We start from the raw sequence: 19,719 nt of genomic DNA, 5'->3' as shown, positions 1-19,719 counted from the left end.
GTCAGGCCCGAAGAAGGCGCGAAATCCGCGCATATTGCGTGCCTGAATGCCATTTCCTGCGTGTTTTTATCGCGGGTACTTTATCGATCAGCAAAAAGACGAGGCGGCATGATAGCCCGCCGAAGTGACGAAAGGACGGAAATCGTTCCCCGGTTTTTGTAAGTAATTGGTACGACGTTGCGCAATGCGAACTCGGTGTGCACATTCCGGCTGGACGCGCAACACACTGTATGTATACAGCAGTCGTCAGGGCGCCAATGTCGCGCGTGGTAGAATCTCCTGATGCGCTGCGTTCGCACGCATAAATATGACATGCGCAGCATATGCACCGTACGCAGCGCTCAGAGGCGTGCGCCGCATATGGGGGCGCGCAGCGTACGCCGGCTACGCCCCGCGGCAGCCTCAAGTCGTGCGGCTGACGGGCGAGTTTCGCGAAATCGTCGCGCGCTGCCGTGTCGCCGCTGCATAGTTCAAGACACGGATAATGGATCAATTCGCCAAAGAGACTCTGCCAATCTCCCTCGAGGAGGAAATGCGCCGCTCGTATCTCGATTACGCGATGAGCGTGATCGTCGGGCGGGCGCTTCCCGATGTACGCGATGGCTTGAAGCCGGTGCATCGTCGGGCGCTCTACTCGATGCACGAGCTGAACAACGACTGGAATCGCGCGTACAAGAAGTCGGCGCGTATCGTCGGTGACGTCATCGGTAAGTACCATCCTCACGGCGACGCGTCCGTCTACGAGACGATCGTTCGGATGGCGCAGCCGTTCTCGCTGCGCTACATGCTGGTCGATGGCCAGGGCAACTTCGGTTCGGTCGACGGCGACAACGCCGCGGCGATGCGTTACACCGAAATCCGCATGGCGAAGATCGGCCACGAGCTTCTGGCCGACATCGACAAGGAAACGGTCGACTTCGGGCCGAACTACGACGGCAGCGAAAACGAGCCGCTCGTTCTGCCGGCGCGCATTCCCAATCTGCTGATCAATGGCTCGGCCGGCATCGCGGTCGGCATGGCGACCAACATTCCGCCGCACAACCTGCGCGAAATCGTCGACGCCTGCCTGCATCTGCTGAATACGCCCGAGGCCACCGTCGACGAACTCATCGAGATCGTGCCGGCGCCGGACTTCCCGACCGCCGGCATCATCTACGGCGTGGCGGGCGTGCGCGACGGTTATCGCACGGGGCGCGGGCGCGTCGTGATGCGCGCGGCCACGCACTTCGAAGAGATCGACCGCGGCCAGCGCATGGCCATTATCGTCGACGAAATTCCGTATCAGGTGAACAAGCGCACGCTGCTCGAGCGCATCGCCGAACTCGTCAACGAGAAGAAGCTGGAAGGCATTTCCGATATTCGCGACGAATCCGACAAGTCGGGCATGCGCGTCGTGATCGAGCTGAAGCGCGGGGAAGTGCCGGAAGTCATTCTGAACAACCTGTACAAGCAGACTCAGCTGCAGGACACGTTCGGCATGAACCTGGTCGCGCTCGTCGACGGCCAGCCGAAGCTCCTGAACCTGAAGGAGATGCTCGAGTGCTTCCTGTCGCATCGACGGGAAGTGCTGACGCGGCGCACTGTATACGAACTGCGCAAGGCCCGCGATCGCGGGCACGTGCTCGAAGGTCTCGCTGTCGCGCTCGCTAACATCGACGAATTCATCGCGATCATCAAGGCCGCGCCGACGCCGCCTATCGCGAAGCAGGAACTGATGGCGCGTCCGTGGGATTCGTCGCTCGTGCGCGAAATGCTCACGCGCACCGAGACCGAGGCTTCGGGCGGCCGCGCGGCGTATCGTCCGGAAGGGCTGAATCCGGCATACGGCCTGCAGGAAGACGGTCTGTATAAATTGTCGGACGTTCAGGCGCAGGAAATTCTGCAGATGCGTCTGCAGCGCCTGACGGGTCTGGAGCAGGACAAGATCGTCGGCGAGTATCGCGAAGTGATGGCGCAGATCGCCGACCTGCTCGACATCCTCGCGCGGCCGGAGCGGATTCGCCAGATCATCGTCGAGGAGCTGGGCCAGATTCGCGCCGAGTTCGGCGACGACCGCCGTTCTCGTATCGAGATGAACGCGACCGAGCTCAACACCGAAGACCTCATCACGCCGACGGACATGGTCGTCACCATGTCGCATTCCGGTTATGTGAAGTCGCAGCCGCTTTCCGAATATCGCGCGCAGAAGCGCGGCGGTCGCGGCAAGCAGGCGACGCAGATGAAGGAAGACGACTGGATCGACACGCTCTTCATCGCGAACACGCACGATCACATGTTGTGCTTCTCGAATCGCGGCCGCGTGTACTGGATCAAGGTCTATGAAGTGCCGCAGGGCTCGCGCAACTCGCGCGGCCGTCCGATCGTCAACATGTTCCCGCTGCAGGATGGCGAGAAAATCAACGTCGTCCTGCCGGTCAAGGAATTCTCGGTCGACAAGTACGTGTTCATGACGACCGCGCTCGGCACGGTCAAGAAGACGCCGCTCGAAGCGTTCAGCCGTCCGATGAAGAAGGGCATCATCGCGGTGGGTCTCGACGAGGGCGATTACCTCATCGGCGCCGCCATCACCGACGGCCAGCACGACGTCATGCTGTTCTCCGACGCGGGCAAGGCCGTGCGCTTCGACGAGAACGACGTGCGCGCGATGGGCCGCGAGGCGCGCGGCGTGCGCGGCATGCAGCTCGAAGACGGGCAGCAGGTCATCGCGATGCTCGTTGCGGGCGGCGAGAACCAGTCGGTGCTGACGGCGACCGAGAACGGCTACGGCAAGCGCACCCCGATCAACGAGTACACGCGTCATGGCCGCGGCACGAAGGGTATGATCGCGATCCAGACGTCGGAGCGTAACGGCCGCGTCGTCGCGGCGACGCTCGTCGAGCCGGAGAGCGAGATCATGCTGATCACGACCGCGGGCGTGCTTATTCGCACGCGAGTTTCGGAAATCCGCGAAATGGGCCGTGCAACTCAAGGTGTTACACTCATCAGCCTTGACGAGGGAACGAAGTTGTCGGGACTGCAGCATATCGCCGAAGCGGAAGCCGAGGCCGAACTCGAGGCAGACGCCGGTTCGGAAGATTCTGCAGCGAAACCGGGTGACGCGGAAAATGGTGAAGGCGAAGAAAACGCCTGATATTTTTTGTGTCCCAACGCTCTCGTTATCGCTTTTGAAAGCTCGGATTGGTTAAGCTGCGCGACGTGACATGAGCGGGTTGCCGGCGTCGAAACGACAGGCAACGCTCGTCGCCAGTGCTGAACTGGATATTTTTTACAGGGAGTAATAATGCAAGGACGTTTCAAGCAGTGGATGTTGCTGGCCGCTTTCGTGCCGACCTTCGCGATGGCTCAGTCGCTTCAGAATCAGGCGCCCGCGCAAACGGCCGCACCGGCAGCCGCAGCAGCACCGGTTGATCCGGCCAAGCAAGCCGCGATCAAGGACCTGCTCGACGCGATCGACGCGCAGAAGCTGGTCGGTGCGATCGGTAACAGCGCGCAGATGCAATCGAAGCAACTCGTGCCGGCGATCCTCTCGGACGCGCTGTCCGAGAACAAGACGATGAACGACAAGCAGAAGCAAGCCGCCGTTCCGACGCTGCAGAAGAACGCAGTGCCGAAGCTGGTTGACTCCGCCGGCCAGGTTTTCGCCACCGACGCCTTCCGCAAGGACGCGATGCAAGCTCAGTACGACGCATACGCGAAGTACTACTCGACGGACGAGATCAAGGATCTGACCAACTTCTACAAGAGCACGACTGGCCGCAAGTTCATCCAGGTTCAGGACCAGGTTGGCCGCGACGTCGTGAATGGCCTGATGCAGAAGTACATGCCGCAAGCCATCAAGGCAACGCGCACGCAAGCCGATCAGGAAGTGGCGAGCGTCAAGCCGAGCGCCAAGTAAGCTCGATGACGTCGGCCTGACGGGAATCCGCCGGCCGGGCTCACCGCCCCGTGCATTGGCGGGTTTTCAGGACAGTGCGATAATGGCTGTTTGCGCGCGAGCGCAAGCAGCCATTTCTTTTTCGGGCGCGAAAACGGTGATTGCGCGGTCTTCGCTGCATTCGCCGCGCAATTCGCGCCTGCCGAATCGGATTTCCGGGACCTCCAGATGCGCGTGTTCAATTTCTCCGCCGGCCCAGCCGCCATGCCAGAAGAAGTCCTGAAGCAGGCAGCCGATGAAATGCTCGACTGGCAAGGCAGCGGCATGAGCGTGATGGAAATGAGTCACCGCGGCGCGGAGTTCATGTCGATCCACGAGGCCGCGCTCACCGATCTGCGTGAACTGTTGGACGTGCCGGCGTCGCATCGCATTCTGTTTCTGCAGGGCGGCGGCATCGGCGAAAACGCCATCGTGCCGATGAATCTGCTTGGCAAGCGGCAAACCGCCGACTTCGTCGTCACCGGTTCATGGTCGACGAAATCGTTCAAGGAAGCGCAGAAGTACGGCACGCCGCATCTCGCGGCGAGCGGCAAGACCGAAGAAGGCTTCACGCGCGTGCCGGCTTTCAGCGAATGGAAGCTGTCGGACGATCCGGCCTACGTGCATCTGTGCAGCAACGAAACCATCGACGGCGTCGAAGCCTTCGAGATTCCCGATCTGGGCGACATCCCGCTCGTCGCCGACGCGTCCTCGCACATCCTCTCGCGCCCGATGGACATCGCGAAGTTCGGCGTGCTCTTCGGCGGCGCGCAGAAGAACATCGGCATGGCGGGCGTGACCGTCGTGATCGTGCGCGAAGACCTGCTCGACCGCGCGCTATCCATCTGTCCTTCGGCGTTCGAGTGGAAGACCGTCGCCGAGAACAACTCGATGTACAACACGCCGCCCACGTATGCGATCTACATCGCCGGTCTCGTGTTCAAGTGGCTGAAGAAGCAGGGCGGCCTCACGGCGATCGAAGCGCGCAACGTCGAAAAGGCGAAGCTGCTGTACGACACCATCGATTCGAGCGATTTCTACGTCAACAAGGTCGAGCGCCCGAACCGTTCGCGCATGAACGTGCCGTTCTTCCTCGCCGACGAATCGCGCAACACCGATTTCCTGGCCGGCGCGAAGGCGCGCGGGCTGTTGCAACTGAAGGGCCACAAGTCCGTCGGCGGCATGCGGGCATCGATCTACAACGCGGTGCCGATCGAGGGCGTGAAAGCGCTCGTCGATTACATGAAGGAATTCGAGCGCGAAAGCGCTTAAACCTGGCTTCAAACATCAAGCACCGCATGGACGACGATCTCAATTCAAGACTCAAACCGCTGCGTGAGCGCATCGATGCGCTCGACGCGCAACTCATCGGGCTGCTGAATCAGCGCGCTTCCGTCGCGCTCGAAGTCGGCGAAGTGAAGAAGCATTTCAATGCGCCCGTGTTTCGTCCGGAGCGCGAGATGCAGGTCATCGCGCGCCTGCAGGAAATGAGCGACGGGCCGCTCGCCGACGAGCACATCGCGTCGATCTGGCGCGAGATCATGGCCGCGAGCCGCGCGCTCGAACAGACGATCAGCGCTGCGTTCCTCGGCCCGGTCGGCACCTATAGCGAACAGGCGATGTTCGAATACTTCGGGCATTCGATTCAGGGCGTGCCGTGCCCGTCGATCGACGAAGTGTTCCGCGCCGTCGAGGCGGGCGCGGCGCAGTACGGCGTCGTGCCGGTCGAGAATTCGGCGGAAGGGGCGGTGTCGCGCACGCTGGATCTGCTGCTGCAGACGTCGCTCTTGATCGGCGGCGAACTCGCGTTGCCGATCCATCACAATCTGCTGACCGCGTCCGGCACGCTCGACGGCGTGAAGCGCGTATGCGCGCATCCGCAGGCGCTCGCGCAGTGCCAGCGCTGGCTGTCCGCGAACGCGCCGCATCTGGAACGGCAAGCGGTGTCGAGCAACGCGGAAGCCGCGCGCATGGCGGTCGAAGATCCGACGGTCGCGGCCATCGCCGGCGATCGCGCCGCGACGCATTACGGCCTCGGCGTCGTGTTCTCGATGATTCAGGACGATCCGCACAATCGCACGCGATTCGTGATCGTCGGCAAGCAGCCGACGGATTCGAGCGGCCACGATCAGACGTCGCTCATCGTCACGGTGAAGAACGAATCCGGCGCGGTCTTCAAGCTGCTCGAGCCGCTCGCGAAACACGGCGTTTCGATGACGCGCTTCGAGTCGCGTCCCGCGCGTTCGGGCGCGTGGGAGTACTACTTTTATATCGACATCGAAGGCCATCGCGACGATGCCGCGGTTGCGGCCGCGCTCGACGAACTCGGGCGCAAGTCCGCGTTCCTGAAGATTCTCGGTTCGTATCCGCGGGCGCGTTGAGCGGCCGCTTCGTTTTCAGCTTCAGGCTGCATCGATGTTCTCTTTCAATAAACTGGTTATCTTCGGCGTCGGCCTGATCGGCGGATCGCTCTCGCGCGCGTTGCGTGAGCGCGCGGGGCTCGAAGGTCGCGTCGTCGGCGTGGGTCGGTCGCGTGCGTCGGTCGAGCGCGCCATCGAACTCGGCGTGATCGACGAAGCCGCCGCGCTCAACGACGACGCCGCGCTCGTCAAGGCGCTCGAAGGCGCCGACGTGGTATTGCTCGCCGCGCCCGTCGCGCAGACCGAGCCGCTGCTCGCGCGCATCGCGCCGTTTCTCGACGCGCGAACCATCGTCACCGACGCCGGCAGCACGAAATCCGATGTCGTCGCGGCGGCGAAGCGCGCGCTCGGTGCGCGCGTCGCGCTGTTCGTGCCGGGCCATCCGATCGCCGGGCGCGAGTCGAGCGGCGTCGATGCGGCATTGCCCGATCTGTACGTCGATCGCAATGTGGTGCTGTGTCCGCTGCCGGAAAATGCGGCGGATGGCGTCGAACGCATCGCGTCGATGTGGCGCGCGAGCGGCGCGTGCGTGCGTCAGATGAGCGAGGCGCAGCACGATCGCGTGTTCGCGTCGGTGAGTCATTTGCCGCACGTGCTCTCGTTCGCGCTCGTCGATCAGATTCTCGACACGCCCGATGCCGATCTGAAATTCTCGTTCGCCGCGGGCGGCTTTCGCGATTTCACGCGCATCGCGGCGTCGAGTCCCGAAATGTGGCGCGATATCTGTCTCGCGAACCGCGCCGCGCTGCTCGCCGAGCTCGACGATTACACCGCGGTGCTCGCGCGTTTTCGCGCGGCGATCGACGCCTCGGACGGCGCGGCGCTCGAAGCGGCGTTCGCGCGTTCGCGCGTCGCCCGGAAAGAATGGCAGGAACGCGGCGGCATCAAGCCTTCGAACGACATCGCCGCCAAGTAAGCCGCGAAACAAGGAAACAACATGGAACATCTCGATCTCGGACCTTTTTCCCGCGCGTCCGGCACCGTGCGCCTGCCCGGCTCGAAGAGCATTTCGAACCGCGTGCTGCTGCTCGCGGCGCTTGCGCACGGTGAAACGTCGATCACGAATCTGCTCGATTCCGACGACACGCGCGTGATGCTCGCCGCGCTCCGGAACCTGGGCGTCGCCGTGCGCGAGGACGGCGAGCGCGTGATCGTCGGCGGGACGGGCGGCGCGTTTCCGTCGAAATCGGCGGAGCTGTTTCTCGGCAACGCGGGTACGGCGGTGCGTCCGCTGACCGCGGCGCTGGCCGTGAACGGCGGCGAATATCGCGTCCACGGCGTGCCGCGCATGCACGAGCGGCCGATCGGCGATCTCGTCGACGGGCTGCGTCAGATCGGCGCTGCGATCGATTACGAGCTCAACGACGGCTTCCCGCCGCTCAGGATCCACGCCGCGAAGATCGCCATCGACAAGCCGATCCGCGTGCGCGGCGACGTGTCGAGCCAGTTTCTCACCGCGCTCCTGATGAGCCTGCCGGTCGTGGAAGGCCGTAACGGTCCCGTTACGATCGAGATCGAAGGCGAACTCATTTCGAAGCCGTACATCGAAATCACGATTCGTTTGATGGAGCGCTTCGGCGTCACGGTCGAGCGCGACGGCTGGGCGCGCTTCACCGTTCCCGCCGGCGTGAGCTACAAGTCGCCGGGCGCGATCATGGTGGAAGGCGATGCGTCGTCGGCCTCGTATTTCCTGGCGGCGGGCGCGATCGGGCATGGACCGGTGCGCGTGGAGGGCGTCGGTCGTTCGAGCATTCAGGGCGATGTCGGCTTCGCGGACGCGCTGAACCGCATGGGCGCGAACGTGATGATGGGCGAGGACTGGATCGAAGTGCGCGGCGTCGAATCGGACGATGGCAGGCTCGCGCCCATCGACATGGATTTCAACCTGATTCCCGACGCCGCGATGACGATCGCCGTGGCCGCGCTCTTCGCGAGCGGCACGACGACGCTGCGCAATATCGCGAGCTGGCGCGTGAAGGAAACGGATCGCATCGCCGCGATGGCGAACGAGTTGCGCAAGGTCGGCGCGACCGTGGAAGAGGGTGCGGATTATCTCGTCGTCACGCCGCCGGCGAAACTGACGCCGAACGCCGCGATCGACACCTACGACGATCACCGCATGGCGATGTGCTTTTCGCTCGTGAGCCTCGGCGGCGTGCCGGTCCGCATCAACGATCCGAAATGTGTGGCTAAAACCTTTCCGGACTACTTCGACCGCTTCTCGACGCTCGTGAAAGCGTAACGGGAGCGCTGTACCGTGAAACGCGATGACTTCGACTTCCATGATCGTAATAACGGGCCAGAACGGCCAGACTCAATGAAACCGACCCGTCCTTTCGACCCAACACCAGTGATTACCATCGACGGGCCGACGGCGTCGGGCAAGGGCACGGTCGCGGCGATCGTCGCGGCGACGCTCGGCTTCCACCTGCTCGACAGCGGCGCGCTCTACCGGCTCGCGGCGCTCGCGAGCATCCGCTACGAAGTGGACAAGGACGACGCCCCCGGCCTTGCAAAACTGGTCGAGGCGCTCCATATCACGTTCCGCGAAGGTTGCGCGCAGCTCGATGGCGCCGATGTCTCGGGCGAAATCCGGCAGGAAGAAGTCGGCAACCGCGCCTCCGCCATCGCCGTGCATCCCGAAGTGCGCCAGGCGCTCGTCGCGCGCCAGCGGGCTTTTCGCAAGCGCCCCGGCCTCGTCGCCGACGGCCGCGACATGGGCACGGTCATCTTCCCCGACGCCACGCTGAAGGTGTTCCTGACTGCAAGCGTCGAGGCGCGCGCGGCGCGGCGGTATAAGCAATTGATGCAAAAAGGTTTTTCTGCTAATATGGATGACTTGCTGCGAGATTTGCGCGCACGCGATGCCCGGGACATGAACCGGAGCGCCGCGCCGCTCAAGCCTGCGGCGGATGCGAAGACGCTGGACACCTCCGGTTTGTCGATCGATCAAGCGGTCGAGCAGATCATCGGCTGGTTCAGCGAGATTCGTGTAGTGCAGTAGAAGTAAGGTGCTCTGCCGGGAGGCAGGGCGTGTGTTAAACCATTAACCCCGTATGGCGTTGCGCATCTGGGTAAAGCCCGCCGGTTCATTCCGAATCACCGCGCAAAGGCCGTGCAAATATCGATTTTTATGTCCGACCTGCAAACCTCCACCCCGAATACCGAATCCTTTGCGGCTCTGTTCGAAGAGTCGCTGACCAAGCAGGACATGCGCGCCGGCGAAGTGATCTCCGCCGAAGTCGTGCGTGTCGACCACAACTTCGTGGTCGTCAACGCTGGTCTCAAGTCCGAAGCCTATATTCCGCTCGAAGAATTCCTGAACGACGCGGGTGAAGTGGAAGTGCAGGCGGGCGACTTCGTTTCCGTCGCGATCGACGCGCTGGAAAACGGCTATGGCGACACCATCCTGTCGCGCGACAAGGCGAAGCGCCTCGCTTCGTGGCTGTCGCTGGAAAAGGCGCTGGACAACAACGAACTCGTGACCGGCACGATCACCGGCAAGGTCAAGGGCGGCATGACCGTGATGGTCAACGGCATCCGCGCGTTCCTGCCGGGTTCGCTCGTCGACACGCGTCCGGTCAAGGACACGACGCCGTACGAAGGCAAGACGCTCGAATTCCGCGTCATCAAGCTCGATCGCAAGCGTAACAACGTGGTGCTGTCGCGCCGCGCGGTCATCGAAGCGACGCAGGGCGAAGAGCGCGCGAAGCTGCTCGAGACGCTGAAGGAAGGCGCGATCGTCGAAGGCGTGGTCAAGAACATCACCGACTACGGCGCGTTCGTGGACCTCGGCGGCATCGACGGCCTGCTGCACATCACCGACATCGCATGGCGCCGCGTGCGTCACCCGTCGGAAGTCCTGTCGGTTGGCCAGGAAGTCACCGCCAAGATCCTCAAGTTCGACCAAGAGAAGAACCGCGTTTCGCTCGGCATCAAGCAACTGGGCGACGATCCGTGGGAAGGCATCTCGCGCCGTTACCCGTCGGGCACGCGCCTGTTCGGCAAGGTCACGAACATCACCGACTACGGCGCATTCGTCGAAGTGGAATCGGGCATCGAAGGCCTCGTCCACGTGTCGGAAATGGACTGGACCAACAAGAACGTTGCGCCGTCGAAGGTTGTTCAACTGGGCGACGAAGTCGAAGTCATGGTTCTCGAAATCGACGAAGACCGCCGCCGTATCTCCCTCGGCATGAAGCAGTGCAAGCCGAATCCGTGGGATGACTTCAGCCGCAACTTCAAGAAGGGCGACAAGATCAGCGGCGCCATCAAGTCGATCACCGACTTCGGCGTGTTCATCGGTCTGCCTGGCGGCATCGACGGTCTGGTTCACCTGTCGGATCTGTCGTGGTCGGAAACCGGCGAAGAAGCCGTCCGCAAGTACAAGAAGGGCGACGAAGTCGAAGCCGTGGTTCTGGGCATCGACGTCGACAAGGAACGCATCTCGCTCGGCATCAAGCAGCTCGAAGGCGATCCGTTCAGCAACTTCGTGGCGATCAACGACAAGGGCGCTATCGTCGACGGCGTTGTGAAGTCGGTCGATCCGAAGGGTGCGGTCATCACGCTGTCCGGCGAAGTCGAAGGCTACCTGCGTGCTTCGGAAATCGCGCAAGACCGCGTGGAAGATGCGCGCAACGTGCTGAAGGAAGGCGAGAAGGTCAACGCGATGATCATCAACATCGATCGCAAGTCGCGTGGCATCAACCTGTCGATCAAGGCGAAGGATTCGGCCGAACAGCAGGAAGCCATGCGCAGCCTGCAGGGCGACTCGAACGCCGCCGCGACCGGCACGACCAACCTCGGCGCGCTGCTCAAGGCCAAGCTCGACGGCCAGAACAGCTAAGCCCTTAACGGCACAGCTGCAGAATGACCAAATCGGAATTGGTCGCCCAGTTGGCGTCGCGATTTCCGCAACTTGTCCTCAAGGATGCGGATTTCGCGGTGAAGACGATGCTGGATGCGATGTCGGAGGCTCTGGCCAACGGTCATCGCATCGAGATTCGCGGCTTCGGCAGCTTCGGGCTCAATCGTCGTCCGTCGCGCGTCGGGCGCAATCCCAAGTCGGGTGAAAAGGTGCTGGTGCCGGAGAAATTCGTGCCGCACTTCAAGCCGGGCAAGGAATTGCGCGAACGCGTCGACGGCCGCGCGGGCGAGCCGCTGAAAGCTTCGAATGACGACGATGCCGACGATCTCTGATCGGCACGCATCCTGACTGATGATCCTTCAGGATTTTCGGTTCGCGGCGTCGGCCTGCGAGGCAATCGACCAGAAAAGCACCCTTCGGGGTGCTTTTTTTATGCGCGGCGTTTCGATAGCAGCGATCCAGCGCGACGGGTGCGTTGTTTGCTAAAAATTCATGCGTCGAGCGGGCGACTGCCGGCGCCCGGGAGCATCAATTACAATACCGGTCACTTTGACCTGGGTGTTCAACCGCGCAGGCCCGGCCGAAACGGAAGGGCCGTCTGGTGCAACCGCTCTTGCGAGACCCTACATGAAATTCATCGTCTGGCTGATCCGCGTTCTGGTATTCGTGCTGTTGCTGGTGCTGGCGCTCGCCAATACCCAGCCCGCGACGCTGAACTTTCTCGCGGGCTACGCGTGGCAGGCGCCGCTTATTCTGATCGGCCTCGCGTTTTTCGTGGTGGGATTGCTCGCGGGGCTCGTGTCGGCTGTGCCGGCCAGGGTGCGTCTGCGCATGGAGAACGGGCGTCTGAAGCGCGAGCTGCGCGTCGCTCGCGAGACGCCGGTGGTGAAGGAAGAACCGCCGATGCCGCCGCTCATCTGACCTTTCGCGCAGACATCTGACACTCAACGACTAATCGCATGGATCTAGACTTCTGGTGGCTGCTTGTCATCCCCGTCGCTTTCGCGCTGGGGTGGATGGCGTCCCGCTATGACTTGAAAGCGCTGTTGTCCGAAAATGCGAATCTGCCGCGCTCGTATTTTCGCGGCCTCAATTTTCTGCTCAACGAGCAACACGACAAGGCGATCGATGCGTTCATCGAAGTCGCCAAGCTCGATCCCGAAACGATCGAACTGCATTTCGCGCTCGGCAATCTGTTTCGCCGTCGCGGAGAGACCGATCGCGCGATTCGCGTGCATCAGAATCTGTTGAGCCGCGCCGATTTGCCGGTCGCGGAACGCGATCACGCGCTCTACGAACTCGGACAGGATTTCCTGAAGGCGGGCCTGCTCGATCGCGCCGAGGAAACGTTCAAGTCGCTCAACGCCGGCGAATATTCGCTCGGCGCGCAGCGCGCGCTGCTGACCATCTACGAGATCGAAAAGGACTGGCCGAAATCGATCGCGACGGCCGAGCAGATCGAAAAGATGGGCGCGCCCTCGCTGCATATGGAAATCGCGCATTTCCACTGCGAGCTCGCGCAGGAAGCGCTTCAGCGCAAGAATCCAGATGGTGCGCGCGCCGAACTGAAGCTCGCGCTGGCATCGAACCCGGACAACGTGCGCGCGACCATCCTGGCAGGCGATGTCGAAGCGGCCGCCGGCAACGTCGATGTGGCGATCGCGCACTGGAAGCGCGTCGAGGAGCAGAACGAGGCGTATCTGCCGCTCGTCGCCGAGAAGCTGATGAAGGCGTACGCCGCGCTCGGGCGCAAGGAAGAGGGCGTCGATCTGCTGATCGATTACGCGACGCGCTATCCGTCGAACGATCTGCTCGATGTCGCCTACAAGCACGTTCAAGAGTTGCGCGGTCTCGAAGCCGCGCACGAGCTGGCACGCAAGCAGATGCAAAGCGCGCCGAATCTCGCGGGCATGACGCGTCTGCTCGAGGCGCAGGAGGCGACGGCCGACGAGCCGCGCCGCGGCGAGCTCGAACTGATGCGTAATCTGGTGAAACAGCGCACTAAGAATCTGCCGCGTTATACGTGTCAAACTTGCGGGTTCCGTGCGCGTCTATTCTATTGGCAATGCCCCGGCTGCAGCGGCTGGGAGACGTACGCGCCGCGTCGCGTCGAGCCGATCACGAGCTCGGCCTGAGCCAGCGCGGCGAGCATGACATCGGGCGGCGCGCGAATGCGCCGCTTCTGCCACCGGCATTTCAGGAACAACCGGAAAGCGTATGAAAGTGACCATCGTCGGCACGGGTTACGTCGGTCTCGTAACCGGCGCGTGCCTTGCCGAAATCGGCAATGACGTGTTTTGCGTGGACGTCGATCCGCGCAAGATCGAAATTCTCAACAATGGCGGCGTGCCGATCCACGAGCCGGGCCTTCAGGAAATGCTGAGGCGCACGCGCGCGGCAGGCCGCATCCAGTTTTCCACCGACGTGAAGGCGAGCGTCGAGCACGGCGACATTCAATTCATCGCGGTCGGCACGCCGCCCGACGAAGACGGCTCAGCCGATCTGCAATACGTGCTCGCCGCCGCGCGCAATATCGGCAAGTATTCGAACGGCTTCAAGGTGATCGTCGATAAATCGACGGTGCCGGTCGGCACGGCGCTGCAAGTGAAGCGCGTCGTCGAGGAAGAGTTGCGGGCGCGCGGGCTCGGCGAGTCGGAGAAGCACGGCTTCTCGGTCGTGTCGAATCCTGAGTTCCTGAAGGAAGGCGCGGCTGTGGACGACTTCATGCGCCCGGATCGCATCGTGATCGGCATCGACGACGACCGCGCGGGCAACCTCGCGCGCGAGAAGATGAAGCGCCTCTACACGCCGTTCAACCGCAATCACGAGCGCACGCTGTACATGGACGTGCGTTCGGCCGAGTTCACGAAGTACGCCGCTAACGCGATGCTCGCGACGCGCATCTCGTTCATGAACGATCTGTCGAATCTCGCGGATACCGTCGGCGCCGACATCGAATCGGTGCGGCGGGGCATGGGCTCGGATCCGCGCATCGGCTATCACTTCCTGTATGCGGGCTGCGGCTATGGCGGCTCGTGCTTCCCGAAGGACGTGCAGGCGCTCGCGCAAACCGCGCGCGAAAACGGCCACACGCTGCGCGTGCTCGAGGCGGTCGAAGCGGTCAATAACGATCAGAAGGAAGTGCTCGTCAACAAGATCGTGAAGCGCATGGGCGAGGATCTGCGCGGGCGCACGTTCGCCGTGTGGGGCCTCGCATTCAAGCCCAATACCGACGACATGCGCGAGGCGTCGAGCCGGCGCATCATCGAGGCGCTGCTGCAGCGCGGCGCCACGGTGCGCGGCTACGATCCCGTCGCGCGCGACGAGGCAGAGCGCGTGTTCGCGCTCGATCTCGCGGATCGCCCCGACGACTTCCAGCGCCTGCATCTCGTGAACACGCAACAGGATGCGCTGACGGACGCGGACGCGCTCGTCATCGTGACCGAATGGAAGGAATTCAAGAGCCCGGATTTCTGGCACTTGAAGAGCGCGTTGAAGACGCCGGTGATCTTCGACGGCCGCAATCTGTATGAACCGGAAGCGATGGCCGAAATGGGCATCGACTACTTTGCAATAGGACGTCCCCATGTCGAACTCGACCGCAACGGCAGCCACAACTAACGCCGATATTCCCGTCGTCCCGCTTGCGCGCGTTTCGGCGGCGCGCGTGCTCGTGGTCGGCGACGTGATGCTCGACCGCTACTGGTTCGGGGACGTCAACCGCATCTCGCCCGAAGCGCCCGTGCCGGTCGTGCACGTGCAGAAGAAGGAAGACCGCCTCGGCGGCGCGGCGAACGTCGCGCGCAACGCGGCGGCGCTCGGCGCGCAGGCCGGCCTGCTTTGCGTAGTGGGACATGACGAGCCGGGCGAGCGCATCGTCGAGTTGCTCGGCGAAAGCAAGGTCGCGGCGCATCTCGAGCGCGATCCCGAACTGCTCACGACCATCAAGCTGCGCGTGCTGTCGCGTCAGCAGCAGTTGCTGCGCGTCGATTTCGAGAACACGCCGAATCATGAAGTGCTGCGCGCGTGTCTCGAACGGTTCACCGAGATCCTGCCGCAGCACGACGTGATCCTCATGTCCGATTACGCGAAGGGCGGCCTCACGCACGTCACGCAGATGATCGCCGACGCGAAACGCGCCGGAAAGCCCGTGCTCGTCGATCCGAAGGGCGACGACTGGGACCGTTATCGCGGCGCGACGCTCATCACGCCGAATCGCGCGGAGTTGCGCGAAGTCATCGGCCAGTGGAAATCGGAAGAAGATCTGCACGAGCGCGTGAGGAAACTGCGTGCGGAGCTCGATCTTTCAGCGCTGCTCCTCACGCGCTCGGAAGAGGGCATGACGCTCTTCACCGAGGACCAGGTGCTGCACACATCGGCCGAAGCGCGCGAAGTGTATGATGTCTCGGGCGCCGGCGACACCGTCATCGCAACGGTCGCGACCATGCTGGGCGCGGGTGTGCCGCTCGTCGACTCGATCGTCTATGCGAACCGCGCGGCGGGCATCGTCGTGGGCAAGCTCGGTACGGCGACCGTCGACTACAACGAACTCTTCGCCTGACCTTATCTGAAATAACGCCATGACCATCATCGTTACCGGTGCAGCCGGCTTCATCGGCAGCAATATCGTCAAGGCGCTCAACGAGCGTGGCGAGAATCGCGTGATCGCGGTCGACAACCTCACGCGCGCCGACAAGTTCAAGAATCTCGTCGATTGCGAAATCGACGATTACCTCGACAAGACCGAGTTCGTCGAGCGCTTCAAGCGCGGCGATTTCGGCCGCGTGCGCGCGGTGTTCCACGAAGGCGCCTGTTCGGACACGATGGAAACCGACGGCCGCTACATGATGGACAACAACTTCCGCTACAGCCGCGACGTGATGGACGCGTGCCTCGCGCAGGGCGCGCAGTTCCTGTATGCATCGTCGGCGGCGACATACGGCGGATCGAGCCGTTTCGTCGAAGAGCGCGAAGTCGAGAAGCCGCTCAACGTGTACGGTTATTCGAAGTTCCTCTTCGATCAGATCGTGCGGCAGGTGCTGCCGAAGGCGGAAAGCCAGATCGCCGGCTTTCGCTATTTCAACGTGTACGGCCCGCGCGAAACGCACAAGGGACGCATGGCGTCGGTCGCGTTCCACAACTTCAATCAGTTCCGCTCGGAAGGCAAGGTCAAGCTCTTCGGCGAGTACAACGGCTATGCGGCCGGCGAGCAGACGCGCGACTTCATCTCGGTCGAAGACGTCGTGAAGGTGAATCTGTTCTTCTTCGATCATCCGGAGAAGTCGGGCATTTTCAATCTCGGCACCGGGCGCGCGCAGCCGTTCAACGACATCGCGTCGACGGTCGTGAACTCGCTGCGCGCGTTGAACGGCGAAGCGGCGCTCTCGCTCGCCGAACTCGTGCAGCGCGGTCTGATCGAGTACGTGCCGTTCCCCGACGCGCTGCGCGGCAAGTACCAATGCTTCACGCAGGCGGACCAGTCGAAGCTGCGCGCAGCCGGTTACGACGCCTCGTTCCTTACGGTTCAGGAAGGTGTCGATCGCTACGTGCGTTGGCTATTCGGCCCGCTATAAACGCGCTTCGAGCCTCTCTAAACTGGGTCTCACGGTTGGCGCTGGTGCCGGCCGGTTCTTCACGGAGACTCAGTCATGTTCAAGCAAGCACTCTCGTCGATCGCTGCGTTCGCGCTCATCTTTTCCATCGGTAGCGCGTTCGCGGCCGTCGACGTCAATACCGCCAACTCCGACGCGCTGCGCGGCATCAAGGGCATCGGTCCGGCGAAGGCGAAAGCCATTCTCGATGAACGTCAGGCGCACGGTCCGTTCAAGGACGCGAGCGATCTCGGCACGCGCGTCAAAGGCATGGGCGGCAAGACCGTCCAGCGTCTGGAAGCGGAAGGACTGACAATCGGCGCAACGACGAAGACCGCGGCCGTCGCCGCACCGCCTGGCGGCGCGAACTCGGCTGTCGCGACGCCGGTTTCGGCGTCCGCATCAGCTAAACCGGTCATTGTGAAGAAATAAGCACGGCCCGGAGGCGCGCCCTGGTGCGCGGCGCGCCATCGATCTCCTTCAGCCTTCGGATGTCTTGGGCTCCCCGCGGACGGCCTCCCCGCGGGGCTTTTTGCATGCGTGGACGGCGCGCGCGAGCGGCATTCCATCCGTGCATCAGGGATGCGCCGGCATCGGCGGAACCGGTGGGCTACAATCGACGAATCCCTATATCAAAATCCGCGCGGAAAGGCAGTGTCGTCCGCGGGAATCCGAATCGGCTCCGCATATGGCTTACATGACTATCGAAGACACGATCGGCAACACGCCGCTCGTGCAACTCGTCCGCATCGTGGACGATGAAATTCGCAGCCGCAACAACGTCGTGCTGGGCAAGCTCGAAGGCAACAATCCGGCGGGATCGGTGAAGGACCGGCCGGCGCTGTCGATGATCAGGAAAGCTGAAGAGCGCGGCCGCATCAAGCCGGGCGACACGCTCATCGAAGCAACGAGCGGCAACACCGGCATCGCGCTCGCGATGGCCGCCGCGATGCGCGGCTACAAGATGGTGCTGCTGATGCCGGAAGATCTGTCGATCGAGCGCCGCCAGAGCATGGCCGCGTATGGCGCCGAAATCGTGCTGACGCCGGTGACGGGCGGCATGGAATACGCACGCGATCTCGCCGACCAGATGCAGCGTGACGGCAAAGGCATCATTCTCGATCAGTTCGCGAACCCGGACAATCCGCTCGCGCATTACGAAGGCACGGGCCCGGAGCTGTGGCGTCAGACCGAAGGCCGCCTTACGCACTTCGTCTCGTCGATGGGCACGACCGGCACGATCATGGGCGTGTCGAAGTATCTGAAGGAGCAGAACGAAAAGATCGAGATCATCGGCGCTCAGCCGGAAGAAGGCTCGCGCATTCCGGGCATCCGCAAGTGGCCGGAAGCCTATCTGCCGAAGATTTTCGATCGCAGCCGCGTGGATCGCGTGGAGAACGTAAGTCAGGCGGCCTCCGAAGCGATGGCGCGACGCCTCGCATCGGTCGAAGGCATTTTCGCGGGCATTTCGTCGGGCGGCGCGTGCGAAGTGGCGCTGCGCATTGCGCGCCAGGTGGAGAACGCGACGATCGTGTTCATCGTCTGCGATCGCGGCGATCGTTATCTTTCGACGGGCGTGTTCCCGGCATGATGCCGCGCATCCTGATCGCGCAATGAGAGAACCCCGGCGAGCCGGGGTTTTTTACGTCTGTAGCGGACAAACGTCACTGCGAATTCGCGCCCGTGTCGCCCGCGACCATGCGCGCCTTGACCGCTTCGCCAAGCTGATACACCGCGAGCGCGTAGAAGAAGCTGCGGTTGTAACGCGTCAGCACGTAGAAGTTCTTCAGCCCGAGCGTGTATTCGGTCGCGCGGCCGGGCGTGGGCAAATCGACGACGGTGAGCGGCGTCGGCGCTTCTGCGTCGATATTCAAGCCCGGCTCGTTGAGCAGCATGCCGGCCTTCGTCAGTTGCGCGAGCGACCATTTCGGTTCCGGCGCGCCATCGGCGGCGGCCTGCGCGATGCCCTGACTGCCGACATCGCCGGCGATGCGCCACACGACCGGCCGGCCCGGTTCCCAGCCGTTCTGCTTCAGATAGTTCGCCACACTGCCGATGGCGTCTGCCGGGCTCGTGCGCAGATCGATGCGGCTGTTGCCGTCGTAATCGACCGCGTATTGCACGATGCTGCTCGGCAGGAACTGCGGAATCCCGATCGCGCCCGTGTATGAACCGAGGACGGTCGTCGGATCGATCTGCGAATCGCGCGTCCACACGAGCAGGTCTTCGAGATTCTTGCGGAACGTCGCCATGCGCTCGACGCGGTTCGGCGTGTTCGGGTAATCGAAGGTGAGCGTGGTCAGCGCGTCGAGCGCGCGGAAGTTGCCCATGTACTTCCCGTAGATCGTCTCCACGCCGATGATTCCGACGATTACCTCCGGCGGCACGCCGAATTGCTCGGACGCGCGCTGCAGCGTCGCCTGATTCGCGCGCCAGAACTTCACGCCCGCGTTGATGCGAACCGGCTCGATGAAACGCCCCTGGTACGCGCGCCAGTTCTTGGCCTGCGGCGTGGGCGAAGGCAACACCAGTTTCGCCGCGGTCGCCGAATAGCTCACGCGCGCGAACAGGTCGTGCAGCGCAGACGAATCGAAGTCGTAGCGCGCGACCATGTCATTGATGAACGCATCGACATTCGGATTGTTCGCGTAGCGCTGCGGCACGATCTCTTCTTCGAACACCTGCCCTTGCGGCGTCGCGGCCTGCGGCTGCTGCGACTGCGCAAAGGCACTGTTCCCGGAGAGAAAGCCGAGCGCGCAGACGAGGGAAGCAACGAGTGCGCGCTTTGCCGGCCTGGATGAAGCCGTGAAGACGAACGGAGCAAACTGGAAAGTCATAGTGTGCGTGGTTGGGGGCGGTTGGGGCGATGCCGGATGCGCGAGTGGCCAAAAACGCCTGTGAAGTCGAATCGATGCAACGATTCTCAAC

General features: G+C 62.9%; 17 protein-coding genes. 16 read left to right on the top strand and 1 reads right to left on the bottom strand.

Annotation, left to right across the window (positions count from 1 at the left end; genetic code table 11):
- The first annotated feature begins 484 nt into the window (after window positions 1–484).
- The 16 genes from gyrA (at window position 485) to cysM (ending at window position 18,382) form a co-directional block, all read left to right on the top strand.
- Entirely contained in the window at window positions 485–3,130 is a 2,646-nt protein-coding gene (gene gyrA / locus LDZ23_RS10200) for a DNA gyrase subunit A (RefSeq protein ID WP_075583528.1), read from the top strand.
- A 150-nt stretch (window positions 3,131–3,280) separates the two neighbouring features.
- The gene (locus LDZ23_RS10195) at window positions 3,281–3,895 is read left to right on the top strand and encodes a DUF2059 domain-containing protein (RefSeq protein ID WP_008342389.1); all 615 of its coding nucleotides are present in this window, start codon (window positions 3,281–3,283) and stop codon (window positions 3,893–3,895) included.
- A gap of 207 nt (window positions 3,896–4,102) precedes the next feature.
- Window positions 4,103–5,185 (top strand): 3-phosphoserine/phosphohydroxythreonine transaminase, encoded by a 1,083-nt coding sequence (gene serC / locus LDZ23_RS10190; RefSeq protein ID WP_008342388.1) that lies wholly within the window; start codon window positions 4,103–4,105, stop codon window positions 5,183–5,185.
- 26 nt (window positions 5,186–5,211) lie between these two features.
- Window positions 5,212–6,294: a prephenate dehydratase gene (gene pheA, locus LDZ23_RS10185; protein WP_008342386.1), complete on the top strand. Its 1,083-nt coding sequence runs from the start codon at window positions 5,212–5,214 to the stop codon at window positions 6,292–6,294.
- Window positions 6,295–6,328: 34 nt separating this feature from the next.
- Complete coding sequence (locus LDZ23_RS10180; protein WP_008342384.1) at window positions 6,329–7,249, top strand: prephenate dehydrogenase; 921 nt, start codon at window positions 6,329–6,331, stop codon at window positions 7,247–7,249.
- Window positions 7,250–7,270: 21 nt separating this feature from the next.
- Window positions 7,271–8,575: a 3-phosphoshikimate 1-carboxyvinyltransferase gene (gene aroA / locus LDZ23_RS10175; RefSeq protein WP_008342383.1), complete on the top strand. Its 1,305-nt coding sequence runs from the start codon at window positions 7,271–7,273 to the stop codon at window positions 8,573–8,575.
- 75 nt (window positions 8,576–8,650) lie between these two features.
- On the top strand, window positions 8,651–9,337 hold the full coding sequence (gene cmk / locus LDZ23_RS10170; protein WP_008342380.1) for a (d)CMP kinase: 687 nt from the start codon (window positions 8,651–8,653) through the stop codon (window positions 9,335–9,337).
- Between the two features lie 111 nt (window positions 9,338–9,448).
- On the top strand, window positions 9,449–11,179 hold the full coding sequence (gene rpsA / locus LDZ23_RS10165) for a 30S ribosomal protein S1 (RefSeq protein ID WP_174447740.1): 1,731 nt from the start codon (window positions 9,449–9,451) through the stop codon (window positions 11,177–11,179).
- 23 nt (window positions 11,180–11,202) lie between these two features.
- The gene (locus LDZ23_RS10160; protein ID WP_008342376.1) at window positions 11,203–11,532 is read left to right on the top strand and encodes an integration host factor subunit beta; all 330 of its coding nucleotides are present in this window, start codon (window positions 11,203–11,205) and stop codon (window positions 11,530–11,532) included.
- Window positions 11,533–11,827: 295 nt separating this feature from the next.
- Window positions 11,828–12,121 (top strand): LapA family protein, encoded by a 294-nt coding sequence (locus LDZ23_RS10155; RefSeq protein ID WP_008342374.1) that lies wholly within the window; start codon window positions 11,828–11,830, stop codon window positions 12,119–12,121.
- 38 nt (window positions 12,122–12,159) lie between these two features.
- Entirely contained in the window at window positions 12,160–13,335 is a 1,176-nt protein-coding gene (gene lapB, locus LDZ23_RS10150) for a lipopolysaccharide assembly protein LapB (RefSeq protein WP_008342373.1), read from the top strand.
- Between the two features lie 82 nt (window positions 13,336–13,417).
- Window positions 13,418–14,821, top strand: a complete 1,404-nt coding sequence (locus tag LDZ23_RS10145; protein WP_034472707.1) for a UDP-glucose dehydrogenase family protein — start codon at window positions 13,418–13,420, stop codon at window positions 14,819–14,821.
- Window positions 14,787–15,761, top strand: coding sequence for a D-glycero-beta-D-manno-heptose-7-phosphate kinase (gene rfaE1 / locus LDZ23_RS10140; RefSeq protein WP_008342371.1), 975 nt, complete (start codon window positions 14,787–14,789; stop codon window positions 15,759–15,761). Before LDZ23_RS10145 ends, rfaE1 begins: the two co-directional genes overlap by 35 nt.
- A gap of 19 nt (window positions 15,762–15,780) precedes the next feature.
- Complete coding sequence (gene rfaD, locus LDZ23_RS10135) at window positions 15,781–16,773, top strand: ADP-glyceromanno-heptose 6-epimerase (protein WP_244807479.1); 993 nt, start codon at window positions 15,781–15,783, stop codon at window positions 16,771–16,773.
- 75 nt (window positions 16,774–16,848) lie between these two features.
- Window positions 16,849–17,223 carry a ComEA family DNA-binding protein gene (locus LDZ23_RS10130; protein ID WP_008342369.1) on the top strand — a complete coding sequence of 125 codons (375 nt, stop codon included), beginning with the start codon at window positions 16,849–16,851 and terminating at the stop codon, window positions 17,221–17,223.
- 256 nt (window positions 17,224–17,479) lie between these two features.
- Window positions 17,480–18,382, top strand: a complete 903-nt coding sequence (cysM, locus tag LDZ23_RS10125) for a cysteine synthase CysM (protein ID WP_034472705.1) — start codon at window positions 17,480–17,482, stop codon at window positions 18,380–18,382.
- Window positions 18,383–18,455: 73 nt separating this feature from the next.
- On the opposite strand, the gene mltB is transcribed toward cysM, so the two are convergent.
- A complete protein-coding gene (mltB, locus tag LDZ23_RS10120) occupies window positions 18,456–19,628 on the bottom strand; it encodes a lytic murein transglycosylase B (RefSeq protein WP_008342366.1) in 1,173 nt (390 codons plus the stop codon).
- Window positions 19,629–19,719 lie beyond the last annotated feature (91 nt).

It is taken from the genome of Caballeronia zhejiangensis, assembly GCF_022879815.1.
Classification (GTDB): domain Bacteria; phylum Pseudomonadota; class Gammaproteobacteria; order Burkholderiales; family Burkholderiaceae; genus Caballeronia; species Caballeronia zhejiangensis.
Note: the sequence above shows the minus strand (reverse complement) of the source record. Positions and strands in the feature narration are given on the sequence as shown.